Origin of the sequence: Pontibacter sp. E15-1 (assembly GCF_022601975.1) — a bacterium.
Lineage (GTDB): Bacteria > Bacteroidota > Bacteroidia > Cytophagales > Hymenobacteraceae > Pontibacter.
In genome coordinates, this window is the sequence record NZ_JAKVIR010000002.1 from 188,445 (window position 1) to 200,332 (window position 11,888).

An 11,888-nucleotide genomic window follows, 5' to 3' on the forward strand; every position below is an offset into this window, starting at 1 on the left:
ATGGAACTGCTTTTGCCTTTTCTGATCGGGATCCTGTTTTCCGTAAGCATCTACTTCATACTGCACCGCCACCTGTTTAAGCTGATCATGGGGCTGATCCTGTTCGGGCTGGCCACCAATATCTTCCTGTTTGTGGTAGGGGGGCTTACCAATGGCGATGTCGCTATCATCAAGAAAACCCATGAGGTGGCAGTGGTGCCCTATGCGGACCCGGTGCCCCAGGCCCTGCTGCTCACAGCTATTGTCATTGGGTTTGGGCTGCAGGCCTTCGCCATCGTGCTTATCCGCAAGGTCTACCAATCCTTCAAATCCAACAACCTGGACGATCTGCACAAAGCCGAATAAGCCTTCGCTGGTATCGCTGCACTGGCGGCGTTACCATACCCCAAAACAATCCCTAGCCCATGAGCCATAACCTACTGTTAGTGCTGCCTTTGCTGTTGCCCCTGCTCGGAGCCGTGGCCTGCCTGCTGGTAGGGCAGCGGGCAAAGGTGCAGGCCATACTGGCGGGGGTGGTGCAAGCAGCGTGGCTGGCATCCGCCTCGGTTATATTGTATGAGGTATCCCAAAACGGTATTTTCGCGACACGCATCGGCAACTGGCCAGCCCCCTTTGGCATTACCTTCGTGGCAGACCTGTTTGGTGCGCTCATCCTGACCAGCGCGGCCGTAGTGGGCCTGGCGGTATGGCTTTTCTCGCTGCAGGGGCTGGACTTCGAAAGGAAGCGGATCGGGTACTACCCGCTGCTGCTGCTGTTGCAGATGGGGGTGTCCGGGGCCTGCCTCACCGGCGATATCTTTAACCTGTACGTTTGGTTTGAGGTGCTGCTGATCTGCTGTTTTGCGCTGCTCTCGTTGGGTGGCACGCGGGCACAGCTGGAGGGCACGCTGAAGTACGTGACCATCAACCTTATCGCCTCGGGGCTGCTGCTCACCGGAATTGGGGTGATTTACAGCCTGTTCGGCTCCCTCAATATGGCCGTGCTGGCCCAGCAGGTGCGCCAGCACGGTCACCAGAGCATGCCACTCCTTTCTCTCACCAGCATATTCTTCCTGACGGGCTTCGGGATCAAGTCGGCTATCTTCCCGCTGTTCTTCTGGCTGCCCGCTTCGTACCATACCCCTCCCATTGCGATCTCTGCCTTTATCGCCGGGTTGATCTCGAAAGTGGGCATTTATACCCTGATCCGGCTGTTCACACTGCTCTTTGTGTCGGACCTCGACTTTATGCTTCCGCTGCTGCTCGTGCTCTCGGGCTTGACCATGGTCGTGGGCGTCGTCGGGGCCGCGGCCCAGACAGATTTCCGGAAGATACTCTCCTTCCATATAATCAGCCAGATAGGGTATATGCTGATGGGGCTCGCTATTTATACCCCCTTGGCACTGGCGGGCAGTGTCTTTTTTATCGTGCACAACATCCTCGTGAAAACGAACCTGTTTCTGGTGAGTGGCGTGGTGGCGCGGCTGCACCATTCGTTCTCCCTCAAAAAGCTGGGCGAGGTATATTGCAGGCAACCGATGCTGGCGCTGCTGTTTTTGGTGTCGGCACTGGCGCTGGCCGGTATGCCCCCGCTCTCTGGCTTTTGGGGAAAGTTTATGCTGGCCAAAGGCGGCTTTGAGGCCGGGAATTATACCATTGTTGGAGTTTCGCTCTTTGTCAGCCTCGCCACGCTTTTCTCCATGACGAAAATTTGGAATGAGGTTTTCTGGAAGAACAAGCCAGCCAGTGAGCTTCCTATCCCAGAGAGTGCACCCAAGGCCACTGTTCCGACTGTCTGGCTGCTTTATACCCCCGTGGTACTGCTGTTTATAGCCATCCTGTTCATCAGTGTGTATGCGGAGCCACTCATCGGGTTAGCGCAGCAGGCCGCCAACCAACTGCTATACACCAAAGCCTATACCGATGCCGTATTAAACCAATAGGGAGTTAACGATCAACTTATACCTGATGCGAATATTCATGATACATTGTGTGCTGGCATTTGCCCTTGTTTTCATGGCCCTGCGGGAGGATCATTTAGCGATCCCCTACAATGCCCTGAGCGCCTCGCTTGTGTTTGCCCTGGTGTTCACGCTGCTCTGGATGAGTACGCTGTTTTACCGGAAATCCTATTTCCGCAAGCTTCCGAAGGCGCTCGGGCTGTCGCTCTTTTTCCTGAAGGAGATGATATACGCCAACCTCAAGATCGCATACGACATCCTCACCCCCCACTACTACATGCGCCCCACCGTGATTGCGCTGCCGCTTGCCGTCCAAACCAACCTGGAGATTATGCTGCTGGCCAACATGATCTCCCTCACCCCCGGCACCCTGAGCCTGGACGTGAGCAAAGACCGGCAGACACTTTACGTGCATGCCCTCTACGTGAAGCAGAACGATGTAGAGAAAGTGAAACGCCACATCAAGGACGGATTTGAGCGAAGACTACTAGAACTGACGACATGAGTATGAATATCTTTGAGATCACCTTGATTATCGCCATGATTGTGCTCAGCTTCTGCCTGTTGCTGACGGCTATTCGCTTTGCCCTCGGGCCCAGCTTGCCCGACCGGGTCACCGCCTTCGACCTGATCGTGGCCAACGTTATCGGCATCATTGCCATATATACCGAGCTGACGGATAATGAGGATTTTATCGACGTGGCGATCATACTGTCGCTCTTCGGGTTTCTGGGCTCTGTCTCATTTGCCTACTACCTTATGCGCATCACAAAATGATACTGACCGCAAACATAGACATGGGGCAGCTGAAAGAGATCATCAGCTGTGTTTTTATACTGCTAGGGGTGTTTTTTATGCTGGTTGCCACGATTGGGCTGCTGCGCCTCCCGGATTTTTACATTCGTATGTCGGCCATCACCAAGGGGGCCACGCTGGGCGTGGGGTTAATCTTGCTGGGTTTGGCCGTCCACTTCAACAAACCCAGCATGCTCGTCAAAATACTGGCTATCATCACGTTTGTATTCATCACGGCACCCGTGGCGGCCCACGTGATTGCGCGCACGGCCGTGCAAAACAAAATCCCTTTCTGGGATCGAACCAACCTGACCGAATTCAGAACATACCTTCACCGGGAGCACCTGGACGGTGAGGTGAACGGGGACAAGTATAAAGAGGAAAAGGAAGGGGAAAAAGCTAAGATGAATGAGGAGCGTGCTGAGGATACAGGATAAACGGCCGCACGGACTCCGCGTATTTTTTCAGGGCCGGGACTTCGGTCAGGGCATATTCCGGGTAAGTCAGGGCGGTGAGAGTTCCTCCAAACACGCAGCCGGTATCAATATTGATGGTATTGTTGCGCCAGCTGGGCACATGCACGGGGGTATGGCCATACACCACCACAGCCTTTCCGCAATATTCTGCGGCCCAGTCCAGGCGCACCGCCAGCCCTCGCTCGTCTTTGCCGCCTGTGGTCGGGCCGTAGAGGCACAGCGCCCGCACTCCCTTGGAGTTGCGTTTGTGCAGGTGCTCCTCCAAGCCCGCGTGCGCCACAACCAGCCGTTCGTCGTCCAGCACCAGATGATGCGGCAGCGACCCCAGAAAGTCAATTAGGCGTTGCCGGAAAGCCTGGTCGTAGGGTTCCAGTTGCGCCGCGGTCAGTTCCAGCCCGTGCCGGATTTGTACATCGTGCCCCAGCAGCATGCGGTATAGTTTGTCGTCGTGGTTTCCGCTCACACAATAGGCCACCCCCTGCTCCATCATGTCCATGACCAGGCGCAGCACCTCGGGCGAGTTCGGGCCACGGTCTACCAGATCACCCACAAAAATAACCTTATAGCTGCCCGGCACCGTGGTTACATACCGTTGCACCTGTTCGTCGAAGGCAACGGTATAGCCCAGCTGCTTCAGGAGCAGCTGCAGTTCATCAAAACAACCGTGCACATCGCCAATGATATGGAATGGGCCGTGCTCTTCCGATAGTGTTCTGAAGTGGTGTTGCTGCTGTGCTGCCATGCTGTGCGCGTACTGAATTAATTGCTATTTGAACTGCTTTGGTCTCTTTTATTCTGGAGGCTACCGCAAAGTTTGTGCAAAGTACCCAATGTATGGTTGATTATTTTTATATATCTGAATAACAACTTCATTTTGGGTTGAGGTTGGTGTCAGTTCTTTCTAATTTTACGGCCTTACATAAATGCTCTACGGGGAGAACGCTTGCAATGCCACATTACAAAAAATACAAAATTCCACTCCTCTGGCTCCGCCGCCACACCTCCGATCGTGAATTCATGCTACTCTCCAGTGTGCTGGTGGGCTTAACCGCGGGTTTGTCGGCTGTTGTGCTCAAGTCTCTGGTGCACTATATTCATCTGCTGCTGGCTTATGGCAACCGGCTCCTCGACCAGCCCTACTGGCTCGTCATTTTCCCGATCATAGGCATCCTGCTCACCGTGCTGGTGGTGCGCACATTCTTCAAAGGGAGCATCGGGCGGGGCACGGCCAATATCCTGTATAACATCAGCCAGAAATCAAGTATCGTGGAGCGCCACAAAATGTACTCCCATGTGGTGACAAGCGCAATCACAGCCGGTTTTGGCGGCTCCGCAGGATTGGAGTCCCCTATCGTGGTCACTGGTTCGGCCATCGGCTCGAACTACGGCCGCGACTACCACCTGAATTACCGGGACCGCACCCTCCTGCTGGCCTGTGGCGCAGCGGCGGGCATTGCGGCGGTATTCAACGCGCCCATTGCCGGCGTGCTCTTTGCCATCGAGGTGCTCCTGACCGACATCAGCATTGCCGCCTTCATCCCGCTGATCATCTCCGCCGTGGTGGGCACCCTCTGCTCCAAAATCATCCTCGAGGAGGAAATCCTGTTTAACATCGGGCAGCGCGAGTACTTTGAGGCGTCGCATGTGCCGTTTTATGTGCTGCTCGGCGTTCTGGCCGGTATGATGTCTGTTTATTATACGCGAATGGCCCTGCGCGTGGAGGAAGTTTTTGAGTCCTATCAGCAAAAGGTATACATCAGGGCTCTGGTGGGCGGCATGCTGCTGGGACTGCTTATCATGCTTTTTCCCCCGCTTTTCGGGGAAGGGTACAACAGCATCATGGTGCTGGAGCGCAACAATGCCGAAAAGCTTTTACAGGATAGCTGGCTTGCCTTTTTCGGCACGAACGAATGGCTGGTACTGGGTTTTGTTGGGGCGCTGTCGCTGGTAAAGGTGTTTGCCTCCACCATCACGATCGCCTCGGGGGGCAACGGGGGCAACTTTGCGCCGTCCATGTTTGTGGGGGCCAGCACGGGGTATTTCTTCGCGCGACTCATTAACATGCTCAACATCAGCAACCTGCCGGTCAGCAGCTTTTCGATGGTGGGTATGGCGGGTATCCTGAGCGGGGTGATGCATGCGCCGCTGACGGCGGTGTTCCTGATCGCGGAGATCACCGGGGGGTATACCCTGATGATCCCGCTCATGCTGGTGGCTGCCTCGTCGTACGCTATGGTCAAATACTTTGAGCCCTACTCGCTCGATACGAAAAAACTGGCGCAGAAAGGCCAGCTGCTCACCGGCAACAAAGACCGCACGATCCTGCACATCATGAAAATCCGCCACCTGATAGAGAGTGAGTTTCAGCCAATTTCACCGGATGCCACGCTCGGGGAACTGGTGCAGGTAATCGCCCATTCGCGCCGCAACCTTTTTCCGGTAGTGAATGCAGAGAATAAACTGGAGGGCGTCATTTTCCTGGAGAACGTCCGGGAGATCATGTTCAAGACGGATAAGTATGACCTTGTGCACGTGAAGGAACTGATGGTGAAGCCGCCTGCCGTGGTGCAATACGACGACAGCATGGCCGATGTGATGAAAAAGTTTGATGAGTCGGGCGCCTGGAACCTGCCCGTCCTCCGCCAGGAAAGATACATGGGCTTCGTGTCCAAGTCCAGCATCTTCACCAAATACAGAAAGCTCCTGATTAAAACCACGAACGCGTAACCGACGCCCAGGCCGGGAAGGTATACCCTACAGTTTCTCCGCTTTCCCGCCTAAACCGGCGGACGACATAAAGCCGTCCATCAGGCAGTCTACCCAATAGCTAAACACCGAGTTCTCAGGGTTTCGGGTGACATTGATCTTGCCGATTCTGGGCTTCTCTCCTTTGTCGCCGGGATTGCTCTCTTTGATCACGGCCAGGTTCGCGAGCGCTGTCAGCACTTTTTTCCCGAAAGACTGTTCACCGCCCGTGCCTTTCGACAGGATGTCTATTTTAAGGTTCTGGTAGAGCAAACGCAAACTCCCGACGGCCTGCTTATTGGTCAGCTCCACCTCAAATCTCCCGCTGTTTACATACCCCTTCTCGAACCTGACAAATGCAGTCGGGGCCAGGATCGGGTTGAGAATTTCAGGGTTGCCGGATTTAATCTCGCCCTCAATCCGATGATAGCCATTTTTATTGAGCAGGGGCATGTATACCGTCATCTGCATCTGCACTTTCCCCATCACTTTGCCGGTTGCCTTGATGACTGCAGGCTTTTTATCGGAAGTATAGCGGGGCATGTTGCTTACGTTCCGCAGGGTCATGTGCAAGTTTTGTAAGTTGATATGTCCTCTTTTAATCGCTTTGGGCACCAGTTCCGCATACCGGATGAAGCCATTCTCAATTTCCACTGAGTCCAGGCAAAACTTGGCCTTCATGTGCTGCGCCAACTCGTGAGGCAGCGGCTGCGCACCTTTATTCTTGAAATTTTGCTTGTCTTTAAATACCCGCAACGCGGGCTCCCTGACAGCAACATGCCGCACCTCAAAGCTGTTCTCGCGCGAGTGGGCCGGATAATCCAAACCAGTTAGCCTAATTTCGGGTACATCCAGCTGCATATAGGAAACAGCCTTGCCTTTAGAACGGGCAAGTTCGGCAGGAGCCTTAGTTGGGGTGAGCATGAGTTGCTGTAGGCGGAGGTTTCGTTGCGCGGTGCTGAGTCGCAAGGTGTCGGAGGTGAGTTGGTAAGCGCCATCGGGAAACAAATACTGTATGCCGGTGCCCTGAAGCGTGATGTTTTGCGCATAGTAGGCTCGGTTGGATGCCGCAAAGGATTGGCTGTCGAGCTGAAAGTCATTCACGGCAAAGTCGAAGCGCTGCATGGAAAATAGATTTACCGAGGTAACCGCGTATTTGCGGTAACGCAACCGGGCACTGTTGATGTCCATCGCCCCTACCCGCATCCCCTTAAGCATACCCCGAACGGTTTGGTGAAGCGGCTTGTGCTGTTGGGTGGTATCTTCCTGCATGAGTGTCAGCAGCAGGTCGGGCCGCTCCACCGCCAGCCTGTCCAGCGAGACGCCTTTTCCAAGCAGCATTTTCAGGAAATTCAGTCCAGTCAGGTCAACGGTTCCGGTGCTCAAATCCAGAAGGGTGCGGGATACCTCTTTCTTTTGGCTGCGGAGTTCTTCCCAGCGCGCATAGTCAGGCACTAGCGAAAGGCTGTCTGCGGAGACAGCCCCGGCAAACGGTGAAACCTGAAAGCCATAGAGTTGCAGGCTGTATACCCCGTTAGATTGTTGCGCGACGGTATGCTCCAGCTTCCGCTCCAGCCAATCGGTGAAAAAAATCAGCCCTGCGAACAGCAGCAAGGCAACCCCTACAATCCAGGCACCGATTTTAAGCCAATGCTTCGCCTTGTTTCCCGTGTTCTTTTGCTTTCTCAATTCAATTTTTGTTCGTGTGCTTTTCCTTACGTGTATTCAGGGTATAACTCCGTTTTTTGCTTGAAAGACGCTTGTTTATCCGCCCGGTTAAGTGGATATTTGATCAAGGGCAACCCTGTAAAAGCACGATCCGCCACCTGTGATATGTGAGGCACCCGCCGTGGCGCAGTATTTCTGCCAGAGCTGCTTATTGGTGGTATAAAATCATACAGCTGGCCTGTTCTCGCCGAACTGAGTTGGTGGCCGGTTTCCTGAATCCCTTTTTTGTACTTAGCAATGATGTGCATGAAAACTCCCACGTGGCTCGACACCATCTTCTATCCTTTTCAGCACCATACGCTACAGCTACCTGCGGGGAGGCTCCATTATGTAGACGAGGGCGAGGGAGCACCCATCGTTTTTGTGCACGGCACCCCCACTTGGTCGTTTTTATGGCGGCAACAGATCAAGTCGCTGCGCCGCGACTACCGCTGCATCGCCCCCGACCACCTCGGCTTCGGCCTTTCGGACAACCCCGGTAGTTTTGCCTATACCCCGGAAGCACATGCAGACAATCTGGAGGCTCTAATACACGAATTAAAGTTAAAGGATATTACCCTGGTGGTGCATGATTTTGGAGGACCTATCGGGCTAAGGTATGCATTGCGCCATCCTGAAAATGTTAAAAATATCATCATCCTGAACACCTGGATGTGGCCTTTGGACGAAGAAAAGCAGCTGACGCAGGTAAGTAAATTTTTGAGCGGGGGCATCGGCAAGTTTTTATACCTGCGCCTAAATTTTTCTGCACGCATGCTGCTGCCGAGAGGCTACCATGAGCGGAAGTTTCTAACCAAGGACATTCACCGTCATTATCTCAAGCCCTTCTCTTCCGCCGCCAGCCGATTGGGCACTTGGCACTTGGCAAAGGCGCTGCACGAAGCAAACCCCTATTTCAGGGAGTTGTGGGAGCAACGGGAAAAGATGAAAAATATACGGAAGCTGATCCTATGGGGCGAGAAAGACAGCCTGCTCCCCCTGCACTTCCTCGGGAAGTGGGAGGATGCGTTTCCGGAGGCAAAGGTGATAAAATTCAAGGCCGGGCATTTCCTTCAGGAGGAAAAAGGTGGGGAGGTAACCGATGCGATCCGGGCTTTTCTGGGATAAGAAAGGCGTTCATACCTTTCTTCATACCTGCTTATACCCATAAAAAAAAGGCGGGGCGGCAGGATCAAAACCCGTCGCCCCGCCAGGTATAAAAAGCTATTTTTTGTGGCGTTCCTCCAGCACGGCCACCACGTCCTTTAACTCCATGCCTGAGGCGGAAAGGAGTACCAGCAGGTGGTAGAGCAGGTCGGCGGCTTCGCCCTTCATCGTTTCGTGCTTTCCGGCCACCGCATCGATCACCGTTTCCACAGCTTCCTCCCCCACTTTCTGCGCGATCTTGTTCACGCCTTTGTCAAAGAGAAAGTTGGTATAAGAGCCTTCCACGGGATTGGCTTTGCGTTTCCGGATGACTCCCTCCAGGTCTGCGATAAAGCGTATGGCCGCCGCGCGGTTTGCGCCTTCTTCCTCGCCAAAACAACTGGTGGTGCCGGTATGGCAGGTTGGGCCGTTCGGCTTCACTTTAATCAGCAGCGTGTCGGCGTCGCAGTCCCGGGTAATACTCTTCACTTCCAGGGTATTGCCCGAGGTTTCCCCTTTGGTCCAGAGGCGGTTTTTGGTACGCGAGAAAAAAGTCACGACTCCCTCCTCGCGCGTCTTGTCCAGCGCCTCCTGATTCATATACCCCAGCATCAGCACCTGTGCCGTCAATTCGTCCTGTATCACGGCAGGCACCAGGCCGCCGGATTTATCAAAGTCAAGTTCCACTTTTTGATAATTACAAATTAGAAATTACGAATTACGAATTTGGCCATATGCACAAAGGCCTCGTCCAAACTTGTAGTCCGTTTATATATAACTTAAAGCCGTATGGATATACCCTCCTGTTTCAGGTACTGCTTCAGATCGGGCACACCCATCTCACGAAAGTGAAAAAGGCTGGCTGCCAAGGCGGCATCGGCATGGGCATGCTGAAAAACGTCCGAAAAGTGCTGCAGATTGCCTGCGCCCCCAGAAGCAATCACTGGCACGGAGACCGCTTTGGCTACTTCGCCTGTTATATCCAGCGCAAAACCGGCCTTCGTGCCGTCGTTGTTCATGCTGGTCAGCAGGATTTCGCCGGCCCCTAAATCCGTCACGTGCCTGCACCAATCCACGGTGGAGTGCTCGGTTTCCACGGTGCCGGCGCGGGCGTACACTTTCCAGCCGGTTGCCTCGGTATACTTGGTGTCTACGGCAACGGTCACGCATTGGCTTCCGAAGCGCTTGGCCAGTTCCTCCACCAGTTGTGGGTTCCGGATGGCCGCCGAGTTGACAGACACCTTGTCGGCGCCCGCCTGCAGCAGCACTTCCACATCGGCCACTGCGCCTATACCCCCTCCAACCGTGAAGGGTATGTCGATGTGCCGGGCGATGTCGCGCACCAGCTCGGCAAAGGTCTTGCGCTCTTCGTTAGTGGCCGTGATGTCCAGGAACACCAGCTCGTCGGCACCCTGTTCGGCATACCATTTGGCCAGCTCCACCGGGTCGCCGGCATCGCGGATGTTCTCGAAGCGCACACCCTTTACGGTGCGCCCGTTCTTGATGTCGAGGCAGGGAATGATACGTTTAGTCAGCATATATAAATCGCTCTAAGTCTTTTAACTGGATGGTGCCTTCGTATATGGCTTTGCCGATGATGGCCCCCGTAACCCCGATTTCCTGGAGCACTTCAACGTCCTGCATCGTGGTGACGCCGCCGCTGGCGATGATACCAGCCGCTGGCTGCGTTTCTTTCAGCTGGCGGTAAGTGTCGAGGGAAGGGCCCTGCAGTTTGCCGTCCTTGCTCACATCGGTACAGATAAACAGCTTGGCGCCGTAGTTCACATAATCCGAGATAAAAGTCTCCAGGGCATAATCGCTTTCCTCGGTCCAGGCGCTAATGGCAATGTTTTTGCCCTTGAAGTCCGCCCCGATGATGATGCGCTTCGGACCATACTGCTCCAGCCAGCCCTTTACTTTCTCTGGCTCGCGCACGGCGATACTGCCCGCCGTGATCTGAGACGCTCCGGCGTCAAAGGCCTGCTGCACCGCCTCGTCCGACTGCAAGCCGCCGCCGAAGTCAATGGTGAGATTGGTGTTGGCGGCAATTCTCTCCAGCACGTCCAGGTTCACCGGCTTTTTGGCGCGGGCCCCGTCCAGATCAACCAGGTGCAGGCGTTTGATGCCGTGAGCCTCAAAGCGCTTGGCCACTTCCAGCGGGTTGCTGTCGTAGGTGGTTTGCTGAGCAAAGTCGCCCTCGGTCAGGCGCACGCACTGGCCGCCGATCAGGTCTATGGCAGGTATAATCTCCATCATAACGCTAAGAAATTTTTCAGGATTCGGGCGCCGGCAGGTCCGCTTTTCTCCGGGTGAAACTGCGCTGCGTAAAAATTTTTATACTGTACGGCAGCCGAAAACGGCTCCGGGTACGAGGTCTGGGCAATGGTATAATCGCTCATGGGTACGTAGTAGCTGTGCACATAGTATACATGCTCCTGCTCCTGCAGTCCATCAAACAGCGGCGAAGCTAGCCGTTCCAACTGGTTCCAGCCCATGTGCGGCACCTTCAGGTCCGTCTGGAAGCGCTTTACCTGCAGCGGGATGATGCCCAACAGGTCGGTATCGCCCTCCTCGGAGTGCTGGCAGAGCAGTTGCATGCCCAGGCATACCCCAAAAAAAGGCTGCTCCAGGGTTGGCAGCAACTGGTCGAGGTTGCGGCTTTTGAGCTGCGCCATGGCCGAAGAGGCCTCGCCCACGCCCGGGAAGATCACTTTGTCGGCCGCCTTGATGGTCTCAAAATCAGCGCTCAGGGTTGCCTGCACGCCCAGCCGCTCCAGGGCGAACAGCACCGACTGCACATTGCCCGCCTTATAATCAACGATAACTAAATTCATCTCTGTTGTATGTATACATGTAGCTTCGAGCAGGTATAAAATTCATCTTTTGGAAGCGCATTTTAAGCATGCTCTGAGAAATCAGCCGGGAACAATACCCAGACGCTGGTTTCAAAAAAAAAGCCCGACCCATTACGGAGTCAGGCTTTTGGATATGTGTTTATCTTGTTTAGCAAATCCATAGGCAGACGGCTCCGAAACTGTTGCTTCGTGGGTGGTGGTGATGCACATGTGCCCTTGCTGCT

At 54.5% G+C, this 11,888-nt stretch carries 13 protein-coding genes; 7 read left to right on the forward strand and 6 right to left on the reverse strand.

What is annotated here, in order from left to right; genetic code table 11:
• Genes MKJ04_RS02295 through mnhG form a run of 5 tightly spaced genes read left to right on the forward strand, consistent with a single transcriptional unit; the run spans window position 1 to window position 3,172 of the window.
• Window positions 1–345 (forward strand): NADH-quinone oxidoreductase subunit K, encoded by a 345-nt coding sequence (locus MKJ04_RS02295; RefSeq protein WP_241638904.1) that lies wholly within the window; start codon window positions 1–3, stop codon window positions 343–345.
• A 59-nt stretch (window positions 346–404) separates the two neighbouring features.
• Window positions 405–1,922: a proton-conducting transporter membrane subunit gene (locus MKJ04_RS02300; RefSeq protein ID WP_241638906.1), complete on the forward strand. Its 1,518-nt coding sequence runs from the start codon at window positions 405–407 to the stop codon at window positions 1,920–1,922.
• Between the two features lie 37 nt (window positions 1,923–1,959).
• Window positions 1,960–2,445, forward strand: a complete 486-nt coding sequence (locus MKJ04_RS02305; protein WP_241638909.1) for a Na+/H+ antiporter subunit E — start codon at window positions 1,960–1,962, stop codon at window positions 2,443–2,445.
• Window positions 2,442–2,717, forward strand: a complete 276-nt coding sequence (locus MKJ04_RS02310) for a monovalent cation/H+ antiporter complex subunit F (RefSeq protein WP_241638912.1) — start codon at window positions 2,442–2,444, stop codon at window positions 2,715–2,717. The genes MKJ04_RS02305 and MKJ04_RS02310 overlap by 4 nt, the downstream gene beginning before the upstream one ends.
• Window positions 2,714–3,172, forward strand: a complete 459-nt coding sequence (mnhG, locus tag MKJ04_RS02315; RefSeq protein WP_241638914.1) for a monovalent cation/H(+) antiporter subunit G — start codon at window positions 2,714–2,716, stop codon at window positions 3,170–3,172. The genes MKJ04_RS02310 and mnhG overlap by 4 nt, the downstream gene beginning before the upstream one ends.
• Here mnhG and MKJ04_RS02320 read toward each other — a convergent pair.
• Window positions 3,135–3,953 (reverse strand): metallophosphoesterase, encoded by an 819-nt coding sequence (locus MKJ04_RS02320; RefSeq protein WP_241638917.1) that lies wholly within the window; start codon window positions 3,951–3,953, stop codon window positions 3,135–3,137. The genes mnhG and MKJ04_RS02320 overlap by 38 nt on opposite strands.
• A gap of 206 nt (window positions 3,954–4,159) precedes the next feature.
• On the opposite strand from MKJ04_RS02320, the gene MKJ04_RS02325 reads away from it, so the two are divergent.
• Window positions 4,160–5,938: a chloride channel protein gene (locus MKJ04_RS02325; protein ID WP_241638920.1), complete on the forward strand. Its 1,779-nt coding sequence runs from the start codon at window positions 4,160–4,162 to the stop codon at window positions 5,936–5,938.
• Window positions 5,939–5,965: 27 nt separating this feature from the next.
• Here MKJ04_RS02325 and MKJ04_RS02330 read toward each other — a convergent pair whose 3' ends face one another.
• Window positions 5,966–7,645 (reverse strand): hypothetical protein, encoded by a 1,680-nt coding sequence (locus MKJ04_RS02330; RefSeq protein ID WP_241638923.1) that lies wholly within the window; start codon window positions 7,643–7,645, stop codon window positions 5,966–5,968.
• Window positions 7,646–7,930: 285 nt separating this feature from the next.
• Here MKJ04_RS02330 and MKJ04_RS02335 point away from each other — a divergent pair, with 285 nt between their 5' ends.
• On the forward strand, window positions 7,931–8,791 hold the full coding sequence (locus MKJ04_RS02335; RefSeq protein ID WP_241638925.1) for an alpha/beta fold hydrolase: 861 nt from the start codon (window positions 7,931–7,933) through the stop codon (window positions 8,789–8,791).
• Between the two features lie 96 nt (window positions 8,792–8,887).
• Here MKJ04_RS02335 and hisIE read toward each other — a convergent pair whose 3' ends face one another.
• From hisIE to hisH, 4 genes are all read right to left on the reverse strand, one after another.
• Window positions 8,888–9,496 (reverse strand): bifunctional phosphoribosyl-AMP cyclohydrolase/phosphoribosyl-ATP diphosphatase HisIE, encoded by a 609-nt coding sequence (gene hisIE / locus MKJ04_RS02340; protein ID WP_241638927.1) that lies wholly within the window; start codon window positions 9,494–9,496, stop codon window positions 8,888–8,890.
• Between the two features lie 92 nt (window positions 9,497–9,588).
• Window positions 9,589–10,347 (reverse strand): imidazole glycerol phosphate synthase subunit HisF, encoded by a 759-nt coding sequence (gene hisF, locus MKJ04_RS02345; protein WP_241638929.1) that lies wholly within the window; start codon window positions 10,345–10,347, stop codon window positions 9,589–9,591.
• Window positions 10,337–11,065, reverse strand: coding sequence for a 1-(5-phosphoribosyl)-5-[(5-phosphoribosylamino)methylideneamino]imidazole-4-carboxamide isomerase (gene hisA, locus MKJ04_RS02350; protein ID WP_241638931.1), 729 nt, complete (start codon window positions 11,063–11,065; stop codon window positions 10,337–10,339). The genes hisF and hisA overlap by 11 nt, the downstream gene beginning before the upstream one ends.
• Window positions 11,062–11,643 carry an imidazole glycerol phosphate synthase subunit HisH gene (gene hisH / locus MKJ04_RS02355; RefSeq protein ID WP_241638933.1) on the reverse strand — a complete coding sequence of 194 codons (582 nt, stop codon included), beginning with the start codon at window positions 11,641–11,643 and terminating at the stop codon, window positions 11,062–11,064. The genes hisA and hisH overlap by 4 nt, the downstream gene beginning before the upstream one ends.
• Between the last annotated feature and the right edge of the window lie 245 nt (window positions 11,644–11,888).

Excerpts from the sequence above, each read along its gene's own strand:
- hisH (WP_241638933.1), bottom strand. The coding sequence starts at position 11,643 with ATGAATTTAGTTATCGTTGATTATAAGGCGGGCAATGTGCAGTCGGTG.
- mnhG (WP_241638914.1), top strand. The coding sequence starts at position 2,714 with ATGATACTGACCGCAAACATAGACATGGGGCAGCTGAAAGAGATCATC.
- MKJ04_RS02305 (WP_241638909.1), top strand. The coding sequence starts at position 1,960 with ATGATACATTGTGTGCTGGCATTTGCCCTTGTTTTCATGGCCCTGCGG.
- MKJ04_RS02320 (WP_241638917.1), bottom strand. The coding sequence starts at position 3,953 with ATGGCAGCACAGCAGCAACACCACTTCAGAACACTATCGGAAGAGCAC.
- hisF (WP_241638929.1), bottom strand. The coding sequence starts at position 10,347 with ATGCTGACTAAACGTATCATTCCCTGCCTCGACATCAAGAACGGGCGC.
- MKJ04_RS02325 (WP_241638920.1), top strand. The coding sequence starts at position 4,160 with ATGCCACATTACAAAAAATACAAAATTCCACTCCTCTGGCTCCGCCGC.
- MKJ04_RS02300 (WP_241638906.1), top strand. The coding sequence starts at position 405 with ATGAGCCATAACCTACTGTTAGTGCTGCCTTTGCTGTTGCCCCTGCTC.
- MKJ04_RS02310 (WP_241638912.1), top strand. The coding sequence starts at position 2,442 with ATGAGTATGAATATCTTTGAGATCACCTTGATTATCGCCATGATTGTG.
- MKJ04_RS02335 (WP_241638925.1), top strand. The coding sequence starts at position 7,931 with ATGAAAACTCCCACGTGGCTCGACACCATCTTCTATCCTTTTCAGCAC.
- hisA (WP_241638931.1), bottom strand. The coding sequence starts at position 11,065 with ATGATGGAGATTATACCTGCCATAGACCTGATCGGCGGCCAGTGCGTG.
- MKJ04_RS02295 (WP_241638904.1), top strand. The coding sequence starts at position 1 with ATGGAACTGCTTTTGCCTTTTCTGATCGGGATCCTGTTTTCCGTAAGC.